The organism is Bacillus sp. 01N45 (assembly GCF_056399205.1).
The window spans coordinates 167,899-191,021 of sequence record NZ_JBFTQW010000004.1 but is presented as its reverse complement, the minus strand read 5'-3'; the positions used below and the strand labels follow the sequence as shown (position 1 = coordinate 191,021).

At 34.5% G+C, this 23,123-nt stretch carries 25 protein-coding genes; 23 read left to right on the top strand and 2 right to left on the bottom strand.

Annotated elements, in window-relative coordinates:
• Positions 1–292: 292 nt before the first annotated feature.
• Positions 293–616: a winged helix-turn-helix transcriptional regulator gene (locus AC1DMU_RS11480; RefSeq protein WP_073515730.1), complete on the bottom strand. Its 324-nt coding sequence runs from the start codon at positions 614–616 to the stop codon at positions 293–295.
• Between the two features lie 124 nt (positions 617–740).
• Here AC1DMU_RS11480 and AC1DMU_RS11475 point away from each other — a divergent pair, with 124 nt between their 5' ends.
• The 6 genes from AC1DMU_RS11475 to AC1DMU_RS11450 all read left to right on the top strand — a co-directional run bounded on the left by AC1DMU_RS11475 (position 741) and on the right by AC1DMU_RS11450 (position 5,997).
• Positions 741–1,274: an NAD(P)H-dependent oxidoreductase gene (locus AC1DMU_RS11475; protein ID WP_137035964.1), complete on the top strand. Its 534-nt coding sequence runs from the start codon at positions 741–743 to the stop codon at positions 1,272–1,274.
• Positions 1,275–1,407: 133 nt separating this feature from the next.
• Complete coding sequence (locus tag AC1DMU_RS11470) at positions 1,408–2,907, top strand: class I adenylate-forming enzyme family protein (RefSeq protein ID WP_142291787.1); 1,500 nt, start codon at positions 1,408–1,410, stop codon at positions 2,905–2,907.
• 144 nt (positions 2,908–3,051) lie between these two features.
• Entirely contained in the window at positions 3,052–3,615 is a 564-nt protein-coding gene (locus tag AC1DMU_RS11465) for a GNAT family N-acetyltransferase (RefSeq protein ID WP_088064082.1), read from the top strand.
• Entirely contained in the window at positions 3,612–4,316 is a 705-nt protein-coding gene (locus tag AC1DMU_RS11460) for an SDR family NAD(P)-dependent oxidoreductase (RefSeq protein ID WP_088064081.1), read from the top strand. Before AC1DMU_RS11465 ends, AC1DMU_RS11460 begins: the two co-directional genes overlap by 4 nt.
• Positions 4,313–5,086 carry a GNAT family N-acetyltransferase gene (locus tag AC1DMU_RS11455; protein ID WP_142291808.1) on the top strand — a complete coding sequence of 258 codons (774 nt, stop codon included), beginning with the start codon at positions 4,313–4,315 and terminating at the stop codon, positions 5,084–5,086. The genes AC1DMU_RS11460 and AC1DMU_RS11455 overlap by 4 nt, the downstream gene beginning before the upstream one ends.
• Before the next feature lie 11 nt (positions 5,087–5,097).
• Positions 5,098–5,997: a PhzF family phenazine biosynthesis isomerase gene (locus AC1DMU_RS11450; protein WP_088064079.1), complete on the top strand. Its 900-nt coding sequence runs from the start codon at positions 5,098–5,100 to the stop codon at positions 5,995–5,997.
• A gap of 82 nt (positions 5,998–6,079) precedes the next feature.
• On the opposite strand, the gene AC1DMU_RS11445 is transcribed toward AC1DMU_RS11450, so the two are convergent.
• A complete protein-coding gene (locus AC1DMU_RS11445) occupies positions 6,080–6,289 on the bottom strand; it encodes a hypothetical protein (RefSeq protein ID WP_044443258.1) in 210 nt (69 codons plus the stop codon).
• A gap of 176 nt (positions 6,290–6,465) precedes the next feature.
• On the opposite strand from AC1DMU_RS11445, the gene AC1DMU_RS11440 reads away from it, so the two are divergent.
• The 17 genes from AC1DMU_RS11440 to fsa all read left to right on the top strand — a co-directional run bounded on the left by AC1DMU_RS11440 (position 6,466) and on the right by fsa (position 22,915).
• Positions 6,466–7,305: a phosphotransferase family protein gene (locus AC1DMU_RS11440; protein WP_088064078.1), complete on the top strand. Its 840-nt coding sequence runs from the start codon at positions 6,466–6,468 to the stop codon at positions 7,303–7,305.
• A gap of 26 nt (positions 7,306–7,331) precedes the next feature.
• Positions 7,332–7,892 (top strand): DUF7010 family protein, encoded by a 561-nt coding sequence (locus AC1DMU_RS11435; protein ID WP_088064077.1) that lies wholly within the window; start codon positions 7,332–7,334, stop codon positions 7,890–7,892.
• Positions 7,893–7,917: 25 nt separating this feature from the next.
• Positions 7,918–8,742 carry an MBL fold metallo-hydrolase gene (locus tag AC1DMU_RS11430; RefSeq protein ID WP_087984118.1) on the top strand — a complete coding sequence of 275 codons (825 nt, stop codon included), beginning with the start codon at positions 7,918–7,920 and terminating at the stop codon, positions 8,740–8,742.
• A gap of 17 nt (positions 8,743–8,759) precedes the next feature.
• On the top strand, positions 8,760–9,326 hold the full coding sequence (locus AC1DMU_RS11425; RefSeq protein ID WP_088064076.1) for an SGNH/GDSL hydrolase family protein: 567 nt from the start codon (positions 8,760–8,762) through the stop codon (positions 9,324–9,326).
• Positions 9,327–9,684: 358 nt separating this feature from the next.
• Complete coding sequence (gene spxA, locus AC1DMU_RS11420) at positions 9,685–10,080, top strand: transcriptional regulator SpxA (protein ID WP_000236196.1); 396 nt, start codon at positions 9,685–9,687, stop codon at positions 10,078–10,080.
• Between the two features lie 30 nt (positions 10,081–10,110).
• Entirely contained in the window at positions 10,111–10,245 is a 135-nt protein-coding gene (locus tag AC1DMU_RS11415) for a BA3454 family stress response protein (protein WP_000573513.1), read from the top strand.
• Between the two features lie 194 nt (positions 10,246–10,439).
• The gene (saiR, locus tag AC1DMU_RS11410) at positions 10,440–10,853 is read left to right on the top strand and encodes an Rrf2-family transcriptional regulator SaiR (protein WP_001083471.1); all 414 of its coding nucleotides are present in this window, start codon (positions 10,440–10,442) and stop codon (positions 10,851–10,853) included.
• 124 nt (positions 10,854–10,977) lie between these two features.
• Positions 10,978–11,313, top strand: coding sequence for an IDEAL domain-containing protein (locus AC1DMU_RS11405; RefSeq protein ID WP_000987459.1), 336 nt, complete (start codon positions 10,978–10,980; stop codon positions 11,311–11,313).
• A 94-nt stretch (positions 11,314–11,407) separates the two neighbouring features.
• On the top strand, positions 11,408–12,091 hold the full coding sequence (locus AC1DMU_RS11400) for a DUF3888 domain-containing protein (protein WP_142291786.1): 684 nt from the start codon (positions 11,408–11,410) through the stop codon (positions 12,089–12,091).
• Between the two features lie 1,017 nt (positions 12,092–13,108).
• A complete protein-coding gene (locus AC1DMU_RS11395; RefSeq protein ID WP_046954708.1) occupies positions 13,109–14,428 on the top strand; it encodes an aromatic amino acid transport family protein in 1,320 nt (439 codons plus the stop codon).
• A gap of 107 nt (positions 14,429–14,535) precedes the next feature.
• Positions 14,536–14,958 carry an STAS/SEC14 domain-containing protein gene (locus tag AC1DMU_RS11390; RefSeq protein WP_088064486.1) on the top strand — a complete coding sequence of 141 codons (423 nt, stop codon included), beginning with the start codon at positions 14,536–14,538 and terminating at the stop codon, positions 14,956–14,958.
• A gap of 218 nt (positions 14,959–15,176) precedes the next feature.
• Positions 15,177–15,686 (top strand): heme-degrading domain-containing protein, encoded by a 510-nt coding sequence (locus AC1DMU_RS11385; RefSeq protein ID WP_179196847.1) that lies wholly within the window; start codon positions 15,177–15,179, stop codon positions 15,684–15,686.
• 568 nt (positions 15,687–16,254) lie between these two features.
• Positions 16,255–16,854 carry a nitroreductase family protein gene (locus tag AC1DMU_RS11380; RefSeq protein WP_088064073.1) on the top strand — a complete coding sequence of 200 codons (600 nt, stop codon included), beginning with the start codon at positions 16,255–16,257 and terminating at the stop codon, positions 16,852–16,854.
• Between the two features lie 816 nt (positions 16,855–17,670).
• Positions 17,671–19,155 carry a glucose-6-phosphate dehydrogenase gene (gene zwf, locus AC1DMU_RS11375; protein ID WP_088064072.1) on the top strand — a complete coding sequence of 495 codons (1,485 nt, stop codon included), beginning with the start codon at positions 17,671–17,673 and terminating at the stop codon, positions 19,153–19,155.
• A 39-nt stretch (positions 19,156–19,194) separates the two neighbouring features.
• A complete protein-coding gene (gene tkt / locus AC1DMU_RS11370) occupies positions 19,195–21,189 on the top strand; it encodes a transketolase (RefSeq protein ID WP_088064071.1) in 1,995 nt (664 codons plus the stop codon).
• Positions 21,190–21,301: 112 nt separating this feature from the next.
• Entirely contained in the window at positions 21,302–22,195 is an 894-nt protein-coding gene (gene gnd, locus AC1DMU_RS11365; protein ID WP_088064070.1) for a phosphogluconate dehydrogenase (NAD(+)-dependent, decarboxylating), read from the top strand.
• 51 nt (positions 22,196–22,246) lie between these two features.
• Positions 22,247–22,915: a fructose-6-phosphate aldolase gene (gene fsa / locus AC1DMU_RS11360; RefSeq protein ID WP_087984123.1), complete on the top strand. Its 669-nt coding sequence runs from the start codon at positions 22,247–22,249 to the stop codon at positions 22,913–22,915.
• The last annotated feature ends 208 nt before the right edge of the window (positions 22,916–23,123 follow it).

Below are 23,123 nucleotides of genomic sequence, written 5' to 3'. Positions count from 1 at the left end.
GATGAGAGCTGTTATCCGAATAATAAAACCACATCTCAAATTGTTGACTATATGTCTAACAACTAGGATGCGGTTCAATGAATAAAAAGTGTCCGAATAAAATATAAGGTAAAAAGTATAGGATACTTTTGTTATAAAGAGTATTTATAGATGAATGTTATTGTTTTTTACTTTTGAAAGATTTGGGCTTCTAAATTACGAGTTGTTGGAGTACCTCTAATATAAAATTTCAGTAGAAATATTGAACTACTAATATGAATGTAGAAGATTTAATAAAGACGGTAATGTTCTTTTAGTCATGTAATCTTTTCATTTGATGATCTTTTCCCCATTCACATAGTTCATCCATAATTTGCATTAAAGATTTCCCGTATTCGCTTATTGTGTACTCAACCTTTGGTGGTACTTCTTGATATACAGTACGATGGATAATCCCATCAGCTTCAAGTTGGCGAAGTTGTTGAGTTAGAACTTTTTGCGTAATGTTTGGGATTTCTCGTCGGATTTCATTTGTTCGCATTTTTCCATCCATCAAAACACATAAAATATGAACTTTCCATTTTCCGCCGATTACATCGAGCGTCGTTGCAATTGGGCAGTCTTCATTTTGATTCATATAACACCTCCACAGGTACTTTAAGGTTCCTATAGCACTTTAAAGTACGTACTTTTCAATTATATGTGACTCACTCATACTAATACGTAAAGGATTGAATAATTTAAAAAGGGGATGGAAGATGATGAGAACACTTGTAATTGTAGCACACCCTGATATTGAAAAATCAAAAATTAATAAAAGATGGATCGAAGAACTTGAGGAACATTCGGATGAAATAACGGTGCATGAATTATATAAAGCGGCACCGAATTGGGAGTTTAATATTGAGGAAGAGCAAAAGCTATTAGTAGAACATGACAGATATATATTTCAATTTCCGCTTTATTGGTACAGTTCACCACCATTATTAAAAAAATGGTTTGACGATGTATTAACATATGGATTTGCGTACGGATCAAAAGGAGATAAAGTGAAAGGGAAAGAATTTGGTCTAGCTATTTCTATAGGTGGATTAGAAAAAGACTATAAAAATAGCGGAATTACAATGGATGAGTTAACGAAACCATTTCAAGCTACGTGCTTATATACAGACATGAAATTTATACCTTCATTTTATTTATATGGTGCCGAATATAAATTAAGTGATGAAGAGATTAATAAAAGTGCACCGGAGTATGTGCGCTATGTGATGAATAAGGAGTATTCTAATATATAAGAGGAAATAGCCATTTACTTGTTAAGTAGATGGCTATTTTTATTGATTTTATATTCACTAAGTGTAATCTTTAGTAAATTAATAGTTAATCTGGTAAAATAAAAAACCTAACATATATAAAGGGGAGTTTTACTTGAGAACGATGCAAAAGTTATTACAAAAAAGAGCAATGCAATCACCAAATTTGGAAGCGCTTGTAGGGGGAGAGAAAAGGTATTCGTTTCAGCAGTATAATGAACGAGTAAATCAGCTTGCACACTATTTGCTACATAACGGTGTACAAAGAGGAGATCGTATTGGAATACTATGCAAAAATAATCATCCGTTTCCAAGCGTTATGATGGCAAGTTTAAAAATTGGAGCTGTATGTATTCCGTTAAATCATCAGCTTACTGCTTATGAGTTAGAAACGATTGTAAAAGAAGCAAAATTAAAAGTGTTAGTTATTGATGAAGAATTTCATGAAGCTTTAAAGATTGATGCTGTTAAAGAAATTCCTTATGTAATTAAAACGACTGAAGAAGGATTTGGTTCATTTGAATTAACATTACAAGAACAGCCAATGACAGAACCGAATGTAGAAGTTCATGAAGAGGATGATGCGATTTACTTATTTACTTCAGGAACGACCGGACAGGCGAAAGCATGCGTAATTGGACATAAAAACTTACATCATTATTTTGCTGAGATTGCGGGCCAAAGAGAAATTCCTGCAGGTGAGCGCTTTTTATCCGTACATCCATTATTTCATATGAGTGGAGTGCTTTCTATTTTAAATTGTATTTATCATGGTGTTACGATGATCTTTTTAGCTGATTCGAATCCTGCTCTTATTTGGGATAAGATTGAAGAAGAGAAAATTACTACGATGCTTGCGTTCCCAGCTGTTTATAGCTACATGCTTGAGGAGCTAAATAAAAAAGAACGTAACATTTCAACTTTTAAAGTAGCACAAAGTGGTGGTACAAAAGTGCCAGAAACACTTATTCAAAAATATATGGAAAAAGGAATATATATGGTGCAAGGATATGGGAGTACAGAAGGTTGGGTTGTAACTTCATGGCATCCAATGATGGGAAAAGAAAAGATGTCTTCTGTAGGGAAAACTTTGAAACATGTAGAGTTAAAAATTGTTCATCCAGAAACAGGTGATGAACTAACAACAAATGAAGTTGGCGAGATTCATGTAAGAAGTCCATACATGTTTAAAGGGTATTGGAATAATGAAAAGGCGACAAAAAAGGTAGTAAAAGATAATTGGTTTAACATGGGCGATGCTGGCATGATAGATGATGACGGATTCCTGCATATTATGGGAAGATATAAAGACGTTATTATACGCGGTGGTGACAACGTATATCCAGATCAAGTAGAAGATGTTATTCATGAAATACATGGTGTTTTAGAAGTTGCAGTAGTTGGAGTTCCAGATGACTTTTGGGGAGAGATTCCGACAGCGCATATTGTAAAAGATATGCAAACGTCTTTAACGGAAGAAGAAATTATACGGCATTGTAAAGAGAAACTAGCAAGTTATAAAATACCATACGTTGTATTTATGGACAAATTACCGAAAAATGCTTTAGGGAAAGTGTTGAAGAGGGAATTAAGAGAAGGTGTACTTGTAAAATAAAAAACGATTAGATGATGAGGAATCCAGTTATGTACAAAGCATAACTGGATTTTTGTTTGTAAAGAACATAATAATTTACTAGATTTTGTATTTTGCGTAAGGTAATAAAGAATATTCAATCATTAATAAAAGGAAGAGATATAAATGAAGCTACCGTTATTACAAGTAGAGACAGGGAGGCTCATAATCCGTCCGTTCCAAAATGATGATTATGAAAGTTGGTTAGATGGATTTCATAAGAGGCTACCATCGCAGTATAAATATGACGATGGCCATCAAGTTATGGCATCATCAACAAAAGAATGGTTCACGGAATGGATAAGAGGTTTTGATGAAGCAGCAAATCGAGATGAGATGTATGTATTAGGTATTTTTCGTAAAGAAGATGGGGCTAATATTGGGAAGCTAGAGCTTATAAAAATTTTACGTATGGACTATCAATGGGCGATGATGGGGTATTCCATACATAATCAATACTGGAAAAATGGATATGGTATTAAAAGTGTGAAAGCTGCGTTATCGTTATTTTTTAATAGTCTTCATTTCCATAGAATTGAATTACATATACATGTTGATAATGAGCCATCCGTTCGTCTTGCGGAAAGAACAGGTTTTTCACTTGAATGCAAGAGAGAGGCGTTTTCTTTAGAGAATGGTAAATGGATGGACTTTCTTATTTATTTTAAAAATAAGGAGATGGATATATGAGAGTTCTAATTACAGGGGGAAATCGCGGGTTAGGGTTACAGTTAGTAAAAGTATTTCATGAAAATGGGCATATCGTTTATCCGTTAGTTAGAACTGAGGTTGCGGTAACGCAATTGAAGCAAATGTTTAGTTGTAGATGTTTTCCTATATTGGCAGACTTATCACTTGATGAGAGTACGGAGCAGATTAAGAACCAGCTCGAGGGATATACAGAGTATATGGATCTAGTTATAAATAACGCTGGAATTACTGGAAAGGAGACTGAGATTTTACATACAAATTCAGAAGAGTTAACGGACTTATTTAATATTCACTGCTTAGGCGTAATTCGAGCTGTAAAAGGTACATATGTGGCTTTAGCTAAATCGGATCAGCCGAGAATAATAAATATGTCCTCTCGGTTAGGATCACTACATAAAATGGCGAACAAAGAATTTCCGCAAGGTCAGTTCTCATATTCCTATCGAATTGCTAAAGCTGCGCAAAATATGCTAACACTTTGTTTACAACAAGAGTTTGAGAATAAAGGAATTCGTGTAACGGCAATTCACCCAGGAAAATTAAAGACTGATATTGGTGCCTTTGATGCGAATATGACTCCGGCTGAAGGAGCGCAAAATATATATGATTGGGTAATTGATTCAAATGAGGACGTTTCAGGGAAGTTTATTGAGCCAGGTGTGGGGGAATTGAAGTGGTGATATGCGATCTTACAATCATTCAGAATTTATTTGGCCCTTCTAAAAAAGTATTAAATGGCTTGCCAAATGCAGTAACGATTGAAGAGATAGAAGAAGATTTCTTTTATAACGTACAAACATATAAAGAAAAGATAAGTAGATTTGAAGAGATTTGTTTTGACTGGGAGTTAAAAAGAGCGAGTATTGTATTAAATAAAAGGTTTAGTAGTTATAACTCAAGTGTGAGGGTGTTACTTGATGCGGATTTTTCTTTACATGCAGCAAAGATAGAAGTGTGTAGAGAGTTAGACGATGTAGAGGCACTTGAAAAACAATTTACATGCCGTTCAATAGAAGAAACTTTATCGGCAAAAGATTTTAAATCCATTTGGGAGCAATGTATGTTGAACTCAGGAAACCAAACTTCAATTTTAAATATTGATGAGCATTTTTATTCAGTGCAAACAGAGTTAGGTAAAGGCTGGGAGAAGTCATGCATTGTTTTTTATGATAAAAATGATCCGATTGGTTTGTCCATACCGCATATAGAGTCTGGAACGGAAAATGAAGGACGATTATTTTACTTTGGGGTAATGCCTCATTATCGCGGGAAAGGAATCTCTTCCCAAATGCATCTTCAATCGTTACATATGTTAAAGGAAATGGGTGCTACTTATTACATCGGAAGTACACATACTTCAAATGAAAAGATGCAGAGGGTATTTTGGAGAAATCGTTGTTCGGTGAAAACGGAGATAGAGCTTTATTATAAAATTTTTAAAGAAGGTTAGGAGAAAAGAAAATGAAGACTATAAAGGTATTTCATTACGAGGCATTTACGAATAAACCAAATATGGGGAATCCAGCAGGTGTTGTATTAGAGGCGGATGGTTTAACAGCAGGGGAAATGCAGCGTATTGCTGAAAAAGTTGGATTTAACGAAACGTCTTTCGTTCTTTCTTCAAAAGTAGCAGATTTAAAGGTTCGCTATTTTACCCCTCGTTTTGAAATGGATTTATGTGGTCATGGAACAGTTGGAACAATATTTGCCTTGTGTGAAAGAGGTTTATTAGAAGAGAAAACAAGTTTTACGATTGAAACGAAGGCAGGGGTTTTAGCAATACAAATAGATGTAAATGAAAAGGGAGAAACCTTTATTAAAATGAGGCAGGCTACACCTCAGTTTAAAGAATTTGCATGTTCAAAAGAAGAATTAGCTCATAGCATTGGTTTGGACGTAAATGATTTAGATGTAAGTTTACCGATTGTATATGGAAGTACAGGAAACTGGACTGTAATTGTACCGGTTAAAAATCTAGATGTATGTGAGAGAATGAAGCCTAACAATGAGATGTTTCCATCGGTATTAAAAGAAATACCTAACGCTTCTATTCATCCAGTTTGCTTAGAAACTTATGATGAACAGGCACAAATGCATGGGCGTCATTTCTCATCGGCTTATGCTGGAACGATTGAAGATCCAGTGACAGGAACAGCTTCAGGTGTAATGGGAGCGTACTATGCGATGTATTTGGAGAAAGGTTTTGACCATAAAATGGAATTAATCGTTGAACAAGGACAGGAAATGAATAAAGATGGCCGTGTAACGGTATATGTAACGAAAGATGTAGAAAATGAGAAATTACAAATAGATATTGCTGGAACAGCGGTGTATGTGAAAGAGTTTAAAGTTTCAATATAAAGTGAAACTTTAATCAGTGGGGGTCTTACTGCCCGTTAATGTGGGATAAAAAAAGAAAGCCCGGAATACATCCAGACTTTCATTATCTGTTCAACACTTCAATATACGAAGCATCTCCAGTTGTTCTTAAAGCAGAGCGGAAATTGTTGTTTTCTAACGTTTTAGCGACTTGTTGTAATTGCTGTGCATCATCATGATGGATAAGTAAGCTGTCAGCACCGCTTTCTTCTATATGAATGTGTTCGACACTTCCAATGGCATCATGTACTGCTTTTAAAAATTCAGGTTTCATATTGTCCTCCTAATATGTATGTAACGTTGTTGTTAGTATTTCCTTATTTTTGAAATATAAAAGTAAATGAATTTTTGTTATATTAAGATTTTGGAAGGGGTTTCCTATTCGTTTGTCAAATAATAGTAAAGTTGTCTTTTGAATTGGGGGGATCTTCGAAATTAAAGGGTGAGAGAATGGACATTTCAATAATTGCTGCACAACTAGTTAAAGAGAAAGTTATTTCACATGCTCCAAATAGCGTAAAAGCGTTGAACGGAGGAACGACAAGTACTGTATATTTGTTGGACGAAAAATATGTAGTAAAGCTGAATGAAGCGGAAGTAATACGTGAAGAAGCTAATTTTCTTTCTTTTTATGAGGGGAATACTTTATTTTCAAAGCTTTTGTATAAGGAACCTTTACATACATATTTCGTGTATTCTTTCCTGGAAGGTAATACTTCGTGTAAACAAGGATATAAACGAAGTACGCTTCGTACACTTGTAAAAGAAGTTATCAATAAGTATAAAATGGTTCCAGAGGCAGAAGGCTGGGGATGGAAAGAAGGTCCGGTTCAATCTTGGAATGAATTTTTAACTGCAAATGTGATGGAAGCTTATGAAAATGTAAGATGTTACATAAGTGAAGAAGAATATAGAACGGTTCTTAAACTAGCAAATAGGGAAGCCGGAGTAAATCAACCCTTTTTATTACATGGTGATTTCGGATTTCATAATTTTATATTCCGGCAGAATAAGTTACATGGAGTAATTGATCCGTTACCAGTCCTTGGAGATCCTTTATATGACTTAATTTACGCATTCTGTTCAACTCCGGAAGATTTAACGAAAGAAACGATTGATTATGCGATGAAGCAATGTGTATTCCTTAAAAAAGATCGAGATTTATACGAGGAAATAGTCATAGGATTATATTTGCGTATAGACACATGTTTAAGACACCACCCGAAAGATTTAGAAGATTATTTACTAGCTTGGCGTTATTGGATAGGCAAAATTAAGCCGGCTTTATAGTACAAATAGTTTGGGGAGATAGTGAAATGAACATAGCAGAAGCAAAACGAGATTTAGCACAAAGAACGAAAAGAGGATTTCCAGTTATAATAGCTGGTATTTTATTTTGGATTGTAGCAAGTGTAACGGGTGTTCTTCTTTCAGAAAAGCAAGTTGTGTGGGTGTATTTAATTGGTATGGGTTGTGTATTTCCTTTTGGCTTAATAATAGCTGCTATATTGAAAATTGATATGTTTGCGAAAGGAAATCCGCTAGGAACTTTAGCTGGATTAATTGGCGGGATAAATGTATTAAATATTCCGTTTGTATTACTTGCCTATTTTCAATTTCCAGAGTGGCTACCTTTTGTAGTAGCGATGTTAATAGGGGTTCATTTTGTACCGTACGTATGGATTTATGAAAGTAAAAGTTATGGTGTATTGTCAGTAGGGACTGTGCTCGTAACGTCAGTTTGCGGGATTCTTTTTGCAGACAATGGATTTACTGCCATTCCATTGGCAGTTACAGTTGTCTACTTACTGACTCTAATCGGTTTATTAATTGAAAATAAAAAATTAGATCATTATCAACAAAAATCAGCTTCATAAAAATATAGGGATAGGGGGAATTATTATGAAAAATTTCGTTTGTACAACGTGCGGCGTACAGTATGCAGCGAGTGTCGAAGAACCGGTAAGTTGTGTTATTTGTGATGAGGAGAGACAATATGTGAATCCGAAAGGACAGTCTTGGACGACTTTAGAAAACTTGCAATCGAGTGGTACATATAAAAATGAAATGATAGAAGAAGAAAATGGGCTTTATAGTATTACGACAAAACCGACATTTGCAATTGGTCAAACAGGATATGTAGTAAAAACGGAAGCGTATCGATTACTATGGGATTGTATTACTTATTTAGATGAAACGACAATTGAGAAGATAAAGGAGTGGGGCGGGTTAGATGCGATAGCACTATCTCATCCTCATTATTATTCAACGCAAGTAGAATGGGCGGAAACGTTTGATGTACCAATCTATATACATGAAGACGATAAAGAGTGGGTAGTACGCCCGAGTAGTCGTATTATTTATTGGTCTGGCGAGTCTTTACAATTAGCGGACGGAATTACTATTCATCGTCTCGGAGGACATTTTAGCGGCGGTTCTGTATTACATTGGGAAGAAGGAAATGGTGGGAAAGGTATTTTATTAACAGGTGATATTATTCAAGTCGTAGCGGATCAGCAATGGGTGAGCTTCATGTACAGCTATCCAAACTTAATTCCATTACCGGCGAGAAAAGTGGAGGAAATGGCGAATCGAGTGAAGCCGTTACAATTTAATCGTTTATATAATGCTTTTCACCGAGTAGTGAAAGAGAATGCAAATGAGGCAGTGGAACGTTCTGCTGAAAGATATATAAAGGCGGTAGAAGGAAAGTTATTTCATACGTAAAAGGAGATTTAGTTTTTATGAATACGTTAGTATGCTTTGGTGATAGTATTACAGCTGATGAAACGTTTTTTGATGAAACGCCGAGGTTAACACCGCGTTTGCGGGAGATGTTTCCAAAATGGAAGGTGGTAAATGCGGGGGTTCCGGGTGATAATACGTTCGATGCGTTACATAGGATTGAAGATGATGTACTATCACATAAACCAGACTTCGTAACAGTTTTTCTTGGTACGAATGATTCGGTATTATTTGATCCAGTACCATTGCAAGTATACAAAGACAATTTAGCGAAAATTGTAAGTATGATTTCACCGGAAAAAGTATTACTTATTAGTCCTGCACCAGTTGATGAAGAACGCCAGCATAATAGAACAAATAAAGTACTTGGTCAGTATGCAGACGTAGTAGAGGAAGTGGCGAAGGAAACAGGAAGTTATTTTCTAAATTTATATGCTGAAATGATTCAAGAGCCTCATTATAAAAGATTAGTAGAAGATGATGAAAAAGACGGTTTACATTTTGGCCGACAAGGTTATGAATATGTAGCGGAGTTAATTGGTAAAAAGTTAAAAGGGATTTTGTAAGAAGCAAAGTGTACGCGCTTTGCTTTTTTTGTCCGCGTATTTCTTCCTACAATGCTGCTGTGCTCAATGCAGTAGCTTTTATTATGCTAAACATGTCGGGAAGAAATGAATAAAGTGGAATATAATTTATTTCGCTAATGGAATGCATCCAAGACTTAACAGTTGATTAATAGAACTGTAAAGTTTAAAATTACAGTATAGTTTTTAGAAGTGAGTTGCTATTGTTTGTAAAAAACAGATAAATTAAATATTCTCGAATAAAAAATATAACGTGTATTTCATTCTAAACTGTAATTTTTTTTAATACATTTCAATAATCTATATAATAATTTAAAAAGTAAAGGAGTGTGTGTAAAATATGGTGATTTTATATACGACAGCAAGCTGTAGTTCGTGCCGAAAAGCAAAAGCATGGCTTGAAGAACATCAAATTGATTATACCGAAAAAAATATCGTATCAAATTCGCTTACAGTTGATGAACTTAAATCCATTCTTCGTTTAACTGAAGATGGTGCTACCGAAATTATTTCAACTAGATCTAAAACTTTTCAGGAATTAAATATAAATATTGAGGCGCTTTCGCTTAATGAGTTTTATAAATTAATAATTGAGTATCCTCAAATGTTACGTCGTCCAATTATGCTGGACGAAAAAAGATTACAGGTTGGTTTTAACGAGGAAGAAATTCGCAAATTTTTACCGCGTAGCGTTCGAACATTTTTGAATATTGAATTGCAAAAAATGGCTAATTAATAAGTAATATTTTGAAAGGAGGAAATAGAAGTGATTGAAGTATGTGTTACAGTTAATTATAAAGATAGAAACTATCACACAAATGTTATTGTGAGTAAAGATACGATTTGGACAAAAATTAAACAATTGGCAGAAGAACAAGTTAAGAAACAGTGGACTGTTTAAATTTATTTGCAACTTAAAAAGCTACATGAAGTTAGGAGATATAGGGGAGTTCTGATAGAATATAAAGGGATTTATTTTTTCATGCTAAGCATGATTCTTATATATTTTAACGTTTGACTAACCTATCTGTAATATTTATGGTTACAGTATGTTACTAAGCGAGAAATCATATTTTTTATCGTAGGAGGACAACGATGAACAGCGACTTTACCTTGGCCATTCACAGTTTAACTTATTTAGCTTTACAGCCAGATCGGATGTCAACAAGTAATGCTATTTCAGAAAGTGCAGGTGTTCATCCAGTACGCATTCGCAAAGTGCTAAGTTTGTTAAAAAAACATAAGTTTATACAATCAAAAGAGGGAACTGGTGGAGGTTTTATTTTTGCCCGTGATTTAAGTGAAATTAATCTTTGGAATATGTATCAAATAACCTCTGAAGGTGCATTGCAGCCGAAGTGTCCAGAATCAAATGATCAGTGTATTGTAGGTTCGAACATGCGGAAAGTTCTTTTTGCTATTTTCTTAGGTGCGGAAGAACATCTAGGTGAATATTTAAAGAATTATACAATGAAAGAAGTTGTTGACCTTATTAATCAAGAACGTTAAGCGGCTTAATTATTATGTAGCCGTGAGTTCTTAAAAAACAACTGTAATAAAAAGAATTACAGTTAAAGTTAGTTTTTATATCTTTTTTATCGTTACAAAAAATATTTATAAGAAGGTGAAAAGTATGATGTCAAATAATAATCATGTTTTAAAAGTGGGAGATTGGGTTCGTGGAATATCAAATGAGGGTGAATTCATAGTTGGTTACATTGTATCACTTGATGAAGTGGAAGATGTAGTTACAGTTAGCATTGTGAAACGTGACGACAAGTACACAATGAACGAAGCGATTTTACTCTTTAGTAAACACGTTAACAAACTCCCTGAATCAAAAGTAATAAATAAGGAGCAAATCCTTTATCTTATAGACCTTGCATTATTAACAGGGGATGAAGAATGGTTTATTGAGCTCTCTGCAAAATTAAACTTGATAAAAGAGCTAGTTAATGAGGGGTTTTAAAGATTACATTATTCGTATTTAATAGGTTTAATGGTTTAATAATCAATAATATCATCTCTTTTGTTGCATTTTAATAAAAGAGGTGATTGATGGTATGAAAATAAAAATAATTAGCATCATATATCTTCTGAGTTTTTTATTACCCTGTATTTCTGCTCAAGCAATTGGAAAAAGTGAAAATGAAATCAACGAATATTTTGACATAGATTTAACTGGTTATGAACTTTATTCGTTTGGTGACTTTAATCAAATAGGTTATAAGATAACGCCGCTTACTCAACTGTTTTTAGGTATAGTTCAAACAGAAGGTGAATGGATTGATGAACCACGATTATATATTAAGGGGACTAAAGGTTATTTTCATCTTTGGAAAGAGGATGGTACGAATGTTCTTTATACCGTTGAACAGAAAAGTGGTTTTTGGAAAATTATAAATGTAAATAGAAAAAGGATTAACAGAATACCTGTACCAAAAAAAAATTTAAAAGAAGTAGTAATTAATCTTTTATTAGAACCAATAAGTAAAGAAGTTGAAAAATATTATAAGGAACCGAAGCTTTGGTACCGAGGTTCTGAAAAAATTGTTGAAATAACAAAAGACGAAGCAAATTATATTTTCTATGTAACTGTGCAAATTCAAACTTTTGAAGGGGCACACAATCCGCCTTATGGAGAGGACACAATTACTTTTCGTATAAAAGGAAATGAAATAAAACCCATTCAATACAAACATAGAAATATCCCTGAAGAAGATTTGAAAAAACTAAAATTAAGATGACATTGAAGTGATTCGTTTGCCTACACCTAACAATGATAATGATGTAAATAAGCTGTCCATATATGGGCAGCTTATTTTATTTTTTCGTTTAGCGAAGATTTTTGCGAAATGTTAGCGGTTCTCTTATTGTCATCAAGTTAAAATATGTATTTTCCTAAAAATGTATATGAATGCAATATTGATAATATATAACCTAAAAATTGGTTTATGCATTTAAAAAGAAATTTCTTTTTAACCACGTTAATTATTTATTAGAATATCTTTTTTAAATCAAAATAAAATTTTTAGATAAAGAAGAATATAAAAATTTTTAAAATGAGTATCTTGAATAAACAATATTTTACTGTGTTTTTTGCTGATTAATTCCGTTATAAGCGATAGGAACAAGGGTTGCATGCTAACTGTAAATTATTATCCATGTAAAATTATATCCATTGAATATTTCTGAAAATATAAAAATATTAATTTTATAAATATACACGTTATAATGAGGGCGTCGAGAGAAATTTTATGATCTCTGGAGAAAATATAAAAAATGCGATTAATAGAAAGAAAGGCGTGTGATTAGAGGCGAAATGTATGTAAAGTGCTTCAGTGGCTTGTGTAATCAATACCATAAATGCTGCCGAAGTTATGAAAGTGATGTATAGAATTGAGAAAGAAATGCCTCATAAATGAAGAGAGGCCGGTTTATCTAAAATTACTGTTACAAGTAAGTAAGAGAAACCATTAAAGTAACACACTGTTATTAGAAATGTTGCAACGTATTTATGAAGTCTATTCAATATTGTTCTCTTAAGCGGTCTTTATATAAAGAGCGGATAGTACGAGTAAACTTTTTTGTGAACGCTAACATTTATGTTAGGACGCTAACTAGCGAATGTTTCAATTTGGATTCATTATGATGAAGGACATACAATGTGGGGCAACTTGTAAGGAATTTATTTTCCGAAAAAAGGGAATGTTCGTTAGCTATAAAGAGATACGCAAGAATAGGATACAAGGGGGAGTTATTATATGAACGGGAATACTGCAAAGAAAATAGAAGTTCAAGCTGAAAATATCGCACTAGAAAATGAGCAATATGCAGATCCGAAAAAGTGGCATAAGCAGGATACTACATGGGCATTGAGCCTATTTGGAACTGCAATTGGAGCAGGGGTGCTCTTTTTACCGATTAATGCAGGTTCAGGTGGTTTATTATCATTACTACTAATTACATTGCTTGCATATCCAGTTATGTATTACTCACATAGGGCACTTGCTAAAATGATATACGCTTCTAATTCTGCTGATGAGGGGATCACAGGTACAATTAGAGAGTATTTCGGAAATAAAGCAAGTATCATTTTTAACATCGTATATTTCGGTTCAATTTATACAATCGTGCTAATGTATTCGGTTGCGCTTACAAATACTGCAAGTAGTTTTATCGTGCATCAATTGCACATGCCAGAGCCTCCAAGGGCTATTTTATCACTTGTATTAGTTCTTGGTCTTATCGCTATACTGAATTTTGGTCAAGATATTACTGTAAAGATCATGAGTATGCTAGTGTATCCTTTCATAGCTTCTCTACTGTTTATCGCAATATCTTTAATTCCACAGTGGAATACGTCAATGCTTAGCTTTTCAGCTGTTTCTACTGCTTCAACAGGAACAGGATATTTTGGAACGATACTGTTGATTCTACCAATCATCGTATTCTCATTTAACCATTCACCTATGATTTCATCATTTGTTGTGAAACAGAGAGCTACGTATGGAATAGAAGCTACTGATGCTAAATGTGCGCAAATACAAAAAGTTTGTTATATCATGACATTCGCTGTAGTTATGTTCTTCGTTTGGAGTAGTACATTAAGCTTGACTCCAGAGGATTTAAAAATGGCAAAAGAGCAAAACTTATCAATCCTTTCATATCTTGCTAATGAGCTTAATTCACCTGTAATTACGATTGCAGCTCCAATCATTGCTTTTGTGGCTATTACAAAATCTTTCCTTGGCCATTATATCGGAGCATTTGAAGTAATGCGTGACATGATTATTAAGTTCGGTAAATCACGTGGAAAAGTTATTGAAGAAAAAACAATTAAAACAATCGTCCTTACTTTTGTTGTATTATCATGCTGGTTTGTTGCTTATACAAATCCAAGTATTCTTGGACTTATTGATTCTCTAAGCGGTCCATTAGTTGCTGCTATCTTATGTCTATTACCGATGTATGCGATTCAAAAAGTACCAGTACTAGCTAAATACAAAGGGAAAATGAGTAACGTATTTGTTATTATTGTAGGTGTACTTACTGTTTTAGCAAGTATTAAATCATTATTCTAATTCACGATTGTTAGTTCTAATGCAAAATAGAACGATTTTGGGACAGGTTTCTCCGTTTGGAGAGTCTGTCCCTTTTTAATGCGTTACAGTTTGATCTTATTGATTTTATGAGGGATTCACGCATAATTGTAACTAAGGGAGATGATTTCAGATTGAGTAAACTGAATATTAGTACAACGGTTTCCGGAGATATAATTGTTACTCGTCTTATAGGCAAGATTAAAACAGATGATGTTTATGAATGGTTTAATGGCTTCGAGCAAGTTTGTCAGCAATTCATTTCCGAAGGGCGGAAATACAAATTGTTGATCGATAGAAAAGGATACATACCAGATCACTTTTCTGTTCAAAAAGCATGGAAAGAGAAGTTTTTCAATGAAACGATTTTGAAACACAGTAAGGCAATGGCTTTTCTTCTTGAAGAAGGAGAGATACTGAATTATTTACAACAATCTAATACAAAAAAATCTGTAAAATTTTTCGATGATTATGAACAAGCATTCCTTTGGTTGAATGAATATCCTAGATAAAACTTTTAGTGAACCAGTTGCTTAAGCAACTGGTTTTTTTATGCTTGTAAGTAGTAGCTGGAAGAAAACTTCTATACGAAATGTTTAGCGCTAGAGGACATACATTTTTAGTGCGTTAAATATAATTCATAATAGCAACAAGAAGAAAAGAATACGCTTTACGTTATTAGTTATATGGAAAGTCCGTACGGTAGGGTCGCATAATTTTAAAAATAGCAATGTGGCATAAAGTGAGTAAGGGGGATAAACATATGAGTACTTCAAATTTGAATGAAATAAGTAAACAAATTTTAATAGAGGAGGAAACACTTCAATTTTCCTCTTTTACAAATGAAGATGCACTGCAGATAGGTTTATTTATCGTTGAAACAGCGAAAAAGGAAGGGAAATTGATTGCTGTTGATATAGCGGAAAATGGTGTGCAATTATTTCATTTCAAGATGACGGGGACAACTGAGGAAAATACGAAATGGATTGAGCGTAAAAAACGAGTTGTTTCTTTGCACAATCATAGCTCGTATTATATGCAAATACAAAGTGAAATAACGGGTGTTCCATATAATGAAAAGTATCTTTTAGATAGGTCGGATTATGCTGCGTTTGGTGGTTGCGTTCCTGTGCAAATAAAAGATGTAGGAGTTATTGGAATGATAACAGTTTCAGGGTTACCACCAGAAGAAGATCATGAATTAGTTATAAGGGCAGTTAAAAATCATTTAAAGCAATAATAAAAAGGCAAAATCGAACAAGGATATGTTCGGTTTTGCCTTTTTATTATACTTTTTTATAAACAGCAAAGAGGATTCAATTATAGGAGGTATTTAATTATACACTGTTTTTGGGATTACATCGTCTTCTTTTACTTTGCGAAATTGTTGTATTAGTATCTCTTTTGTAAGGCATTGAAATTTTTAATGCCTCTGTCACTTTTGTTAAATGACAAAGGAGAGAAGCTTAAATGTAATAGGGTAGGTAATGAGTTATTAATGGTTCCTGTCTTTCTTGATGATTGAAATAGTTACACTTCATATTTGTGTAAATATGAAACACCTAGGATACATGAATAGAGAATGGGTAAAATAGTACCGAATGCTGATTAGATTTAATTAGTAATGTTATAAGCTTTTTTAGGTAAACTGAAGCGTCTTGGACAAGAAGTAGAGTGTTTATATTTAGAATGATTGGCAACTGGTGTTATGGAGTTCAATCATTAAAAATGAACTCATTTAAATTCATATTATCTTCGAGATTTATCATTTTTGAGGATATTAAAACTCACTCAGGAGGAAATAAATTATGACAAAAGATTTCTATACCGCACTGAAAGAAAGACGTACTTATTATGGAATTAATAAAGAGGTACAAGTATCAGATGAAAAAATTAAAGAAATTGTGGAGTTTGCTGTGAAATATACTCCATCAGCTTTTAATTCTCAAACTGCACGATTAGTTGTATTATTTGGTGAAGCTCATAATAAATTATGGGATATTACAACTGAAACATTAAGAAAAGTAGTTGGAGATGGAGATTTTTCAGGAACGCAACAAAAAATGGATTCCTTTAAAGCTGGCTATGGAACCGTACTATACTTTGAAGACGAAGCTATAGTTAAATCGCTTCAAGAAAAATTTGCTGCATATGCTGAAAACTTCCCGATTTGGTCAAACCAAGCATCGGGTATGCACCAATTAGTTGTGTGGGCAGCATTAGAAGCTGAGGGATTAGGGGCATCTTTACAACATTATAATCCATTAATTGATGATGAAGTGAAAAAAGAATGGGATATCCCTGCCAATTGGAAACTAATTGCACAAATGCCATTTGGTAATCCAACAGCTACACCAGGTGAAAAAGAATTCCAACCGCTTAAAGAGCGTGTGAAATTTCATAAATAATATTTAATGGATATCATCCGTAAGGAAATTGACTTTTTCATGAGTAAAAGATTCTAGTTATGAATGCAATGACAAGTGTAACTATATGTATATTTCAAAAAAACACGAAGACTTTTAAGTCTTCGTGTTTTTTGATTAATGTCTGAAAGAGAAGAATTAAAAGCGTAAAGGAAATTATATGATATGCAAACACTTGATACGAATTATATTTTATATAATCAATAATCGTGAATTAATGTAACTATACAAATGAGTAACTCACTGATCACGAGCATGGTGGAGTATACACGAACTCTAGCATTATTAATAAAGTAGCTTATCTTTAAGACCATTAGGATGAATTGTAAGCTCCGTTCTTTTGTTACGCATAGCATTTTATTTTATGTATCATTATTTCGTATTAATTGGTAATTAGGATAACCAATAATATGAGGATTTACGTTCAAGTTTTTGCGGGCAATAAAATTAATAGAGGTTTTAATAAATAGATAAAGACTAAATAGAATTACGAAACAAAGACCCTTCATTTTAAACCATTTTTCTTGACGATAATAATTTATAGGGTTAACATACTAGACATAAGATTATTTAATTACTAAAAGTAATTAAATATATAATACTATGTTAGGTCTGATAAGTAAGCTTTGTTAGAAATGCTTTGAATTGCCACTATTAATATTGGGGACAATTAGAAAGCGAAAGGTATAAAAAGAATTGGAATTTGATAACTCTTTGTTTTTTTATAAAAACAGGGGCTTCTGTACAATTCATTTTTAAAATATTGACAAGGATTATACAACAAGAGGGGGACTGAAATTGGAATCAATGACCTTTGTTTTATTTGGAGCGACAGGGGACTTAGCGAAACGCAAAATTTACCCCGCACTATATAACTTATATAGAGATCAAAAGCTTCCAGAGCAAATATCCGTTATCGGGCTTGGGAGACGTCAAGTATCTCATGTAGATTTTCAAGGAAGAATAAAAGAATCAATAGAGACGTTTTCCCGTCATAGAGAAGAAGGTACTCTAGAACTTGAAGGTTTTTTAGATAATTTTCGTTATTGTCCATTAGATGTGAGTAAGCCGGAAGACTATGAGAGATTATTACAAGTCGTTCGTGAAAGGGAAGAAGAACTACATATAAAAGGGAATAGAATGTTCTATCTTTCAGTTGCCCCTGAATTTTTCGAGACAATTGCTTTAAATATTAAGGAAAGCGGACTTGATAAAACGGATGGATGGAAACGCCTAATGATTGAGAAACCGTTTGGACACGACCTTACATCTGCTCGTGAGCTTAATGATAAGCTTAGTCGCACGTTTGAAGAAGACGAGATATACCGTATCGATCATTATTTAGGTAAACCGATGATTCAAAATCTTGAAGCATTAGAATTTGCAAATCCTGTTCTCCAATCGATTTGGAATAAAGAACATATTGCGAATGTACAAATCACAGCTAGTGAAACAGTTGGGGTTGAAGAAAGGGCAGGATATTATGATCATGCAGGAGCCATTCGTGATATGGTTCAAAATCATATGTTGCAAATATTAATGATGACTGCTATGAATCTGCCGGAAAAGGTTAATGCATGTGAAATTCGAGAGGAAAAGCGAAAGGTAATGGAGACGCTTCGTAAAGTGAAAAAAGAAGACGTTCAAAATCATATCGTTCGCGGTCAATACGCTTCAGGAGAGATAAATGGTCAACAAGTTGTAGCGTATAAAGAGGAACCAGGAGTAAACCCTTCTTCTAACATAGACACATTTGTTGCTGCACGCTTATGGATTGATAACCCATTTTGGACTGGTGTTCCCTTCTATATACGAACAGGCAAAAGAATGAAAGAAAAGTCTACTCGTATTGTAATTGAATTTAAAAATACGTTAAAACAGCAATATCAAGATAACAATCCAAATGCGGAACCTAACTTATTAATAATTGAAATTAGCCCAGGTGAGAATGTTTCATTACAGTTAAATAGTAAAAATCCATTGAAAAATGGAGAGATTGAACCAATCCGTATTAACTTTACTTGTGAGCAAGCGGATGTGGGAGTACCTGAAGCGTATGAAAGACTCATTCATGATGCTGTGAGTGGAGACGCTACATTCTTTGCACATTGGAGAGAAGTTGAATTGTCATGGGAATGGGTACAACCAATTCTTGAAGCGTTCGAGGAAAACTTATTGCCGCTACATGAATATGAGTCTGGTTCATATGGTCCAGATGCGTCTAATGAACTGTTGCAAGAAAGTAACTTTAAATGGTGGTTAGATCATAAAACGGAAAAATAAGTACATTCTTAAGTGGAAGTATTTAGGGGGACGATTACTATGGCACAAAACATAAATCAATTAGCAGTGAATACACTTCGTACTTTATCGATTGATGCGATTAATGCGGCAAATTCAGGTCATCCAGGTCTTCCGATGGGAGCAGCACCGATGGCTTATGCATTATGGGCGAATCATTTAAATTATAATCCTAATCATCCAAAATGGTTTAATCGTGATCGTTTCGTTTTATCGGCGGGACATGGATCGAGCTTATTATATAGCTTGCTTCATTTAGCTGGATATGACGTTTCAATTGATGACTTGAAAAGTTTCCGAAAGTTAAATAGTAAAACACCGGGACATCCTGAATTTGGTCATACTTCTGGAGTTGAAGCGACTACGGGACCGTTAGGACAAGGTATTGCGAATGCTGTCGGAATGGCAATGGCAGAAGCGCATTTAGCAGCGAAGTTTAATAAGGATGGTCACTCTATTATAGATCATAATACGTACGCTTTAGTTGGAGACGGTGACTTAATGGAAGGTGTCGCTTATGAAGCGATGTCAATGGCTGGGCATATGAAACTTAGTAAGTTAATTGTACTGTATGATTCCAATGAAATTTCACTTGATGGTGAATTAAATATTGCTTTCTCTGAAGATATGCAGAAAAGGGTAGAATCTGCACATTGGCAATATGTAAGAGTTGAGGATGGAAACGATGTTGATGCTATTACAAAAGCGATTCAATTAGCGAAAGATAATACCGATCAACCTACTCTTATCGAAATTAGAACCATTATAGGTTACGGAAGTCCAAAAGTTGCTGGAACGAACAAAGCACATGGTAACCCGCTTGGAGTAGAAGAAGCGACAGCAACAAAACAAGTGTATGGTTGGCATTATGAGGGAGATTTCTTTGTGCCTGAAGAAGTAACAGCTCATTTTAATGAACTGAAACAAAAAGGTATTGAAAAAGAGAACGAATGGAATGAGCAGTTCAACGTATACAGAGAGTTGAACCCTGCACTAGCAGATGAATTAGAAAAAGCGATTACAGGTGAAGTTTTAATCGAAGCGAAAGACATTTTATCCTTCGATACTGAAAAAACGATTTCAACTCGTGTTGCAAGTGGGGAAGCTATTAACCATTATGTGAAATCAATTCCTTCTATTTTCGGTGGAAGTGCGGATCTTTCTCATTCTACGATGACAGATATAAAAGGTGAAGCAGTGTATGCAGTAGAATCGTATGCTGGCCGAAATATATACTTCGGTGTACGTGAACATGCAATGGGCGCGGCAGCGAATGGACTGGCTCTTCATGGCGGAGTAAAACCTTTCGTAAGTACATTCTTTGTATTTAATGATTACCTTCGTCCATCTATTCGACTGGCTTCATTGCAAAAGTTACCTGTTACTTACGTATTTACACATGATTCGATTGCTGTAGGAGAAGATGGTCCAACGCATGAACCAATTGAACACTTGGCAGCTCTTCGGGCAATTCCTGGTCTAACAGTTATTCGCCCGTCAGATGCAAATGAAACAGCAAGTGCGTGGGCGTATGCTTTACAGCAAACGGATGGTCCAGTCGTTTTAGTACTTAGCCGTCAAAATTTACCGGTGTTTAATGAAACGAAAGCAAACATAGAGAATCTTTCTAAAGGAGCTTACGTATTAACACGAACGAATGAAAATCCAGATGTGATTTTAATTGCGACAGGTTCTGAAGTTTCTTTAGCTACTAGTGCAAAAGCAAAACTAGAAGAAGACAATGTCTCTGTTCGGATCGTTGCAATGCCAAGCTGGGAATTATTTGATCGCCAATCGAACGAATATAAAGAATCCATTCTTCCGTCTTCTGTAACGAAGCGAGTATCTCTTGAGATGGGTGTATCTCTCGGTTGGGAGCGTTATGTAGGAAAAGAAGGAAAAGTACTATCAATTGAAACATTTGGAGCTTCAGGTACTGGATCTGAAGTCATGAATCTATTTGGATTTACGACAGAAAATGTTGTTCAAATTACAAAAAATGTGTTGAATTCTTAAGCTATGACTATGAATACCTTTCTGTACATACTAACTTATCAATGCTGAACGGTATTCCAAATTGTAGTGATATGGATTTTTAATAAAAGATGATTTGAGGAGGAATTATATTATGCAAGTAGGATTAATTGGGTTAGGTAAAATGGGATTAAATTTAGGGAAGAATTTAATTGATCATAAACATGAAGTAGCAGCATTTGATTTAAATACGAGTGCGGTGGAAGAAATGAAAGAGTACGGTGCTACAGGTACATCTAGTTTAACCGAACTTGTTCAATCATTGGAATCACCAAGAATTCTTTGGGTAATGGTTCCGCACGCTGTTGTTGATTCTGTTATTAATGAGATTACACCGCTTTTATCAAAAGGAGATATTTTAATTGAAGCTGGTAATTCGCATTATAAAGAATCTATCCGCCGATATGAGCAATTAAAGAAAGATGGTATTCACTTTATGGATGCAGGAACTTCTGGCGGAATGGAAGGCGCTCGTAATGGTGCGTGTTACATGATCGGAGGAGATCAAGAAGCTTGGGATATCGTTGAACCTATCTTCCGAGATACAGCTGTAGAAAATGGATACTTATATGCTGGAAAAGCTGGTAGTGGTCACTTCTTAAAAATGGTTCATAACGGAATTGAATACGGTATGATGGCTGCTATTGGTGAAGGATTTGAAATTCTAGAGAAAAGTGAATTTGACTACGATTATGAAAAAGTATCAAGAGTATGGAACAACGGTTCAGTTATTCGCTCTTGGTTAATGGAATTAACTGAAAATGCATTTTCTAAAGATGCGAAACTGGATGAGATTAAGGGCGTTATGCATTCTTCTGGTGAAGGAAAATGGACAGTAGAAACAGCATTAGACCTTCAAACAGCAACTCCGGTTATCGCAATGTCTCTATTAATGCGCTACCGTTCATTAGACAATGATACTTTTACAGGAAAAGTTGTCGCAGCACTGCGCAATGAATTTGGTGGACATGCAGTAGAAAAGAAATAAACATTTTAAAAGTATAACTCGTTAATGTTTAAAAAATGGAGGGAATGAATTATGAAGTTTTTTATTGATACTGCAAATCTTGAGGACATAAAAAAAGCATATAAACTTGGAGTTTTAGCCGGCGTTACAACGAATCCTTCTTTAGTAGCGAAAGAGGGCATTAAGTTTGAAGACCGTATTGCAGAAATTTGTCAGGCAGTGCCTAAAGTTGAATCTGTTTCGGCAGAAGTAACTCCAGATGTTGTAGAAGCTGAAGAAATGATCTCTCAAGCAGAAGAACTGATTAAAATTAACGGTGGTGATAAAAACATCACGATAAAACTTCCAATGACGCTAGCAGGATTAGAAGCTTGTCGCTACCTTACTGAAAAAGGTGTGAAAACGAACGTTACACTTATTTTCACTGTGAACCAAGCCCTTTTAGCTGCTAGAGCAGGTGCAACGTATGTTTCACCATTTTTAGGTCGCCTAGATGATATTTCTGAAGATGGCGTACTATTAGTTGCTAAAATAGCTGAATTGTTCGATATTCATCAATTAGATACACAAATTATTGCGGCTTCTGTTAGACATCCAGACCATGTCACTCGTGTAGCAATGGCAGGTGCTCACATTGCAACAATTCCTTATAAAGTAATTGAACAACTTGCTATGCACCCATTAACAGACCAAGGTATTGAGAAGTTTGCTGCGGATTGGGCGAAGGCGCCTAAGTTATAAGGAAGTAAAGTTTACACAAATTGCTTTTTCACGAGAGGACCAATCTCTATGTAACTTCATCCTTTAAAATAAATCTCGAGTTTGGTACCTTATTACGTAAAAGCAGCGATATGAAAAGACACCATGCATTTTCAAAACAGCACAATGGTTATAAAAAGGATCCCCTTATGAGAGTGAAGTTTATGAAAACGTAGCTCTCATAAGGGAG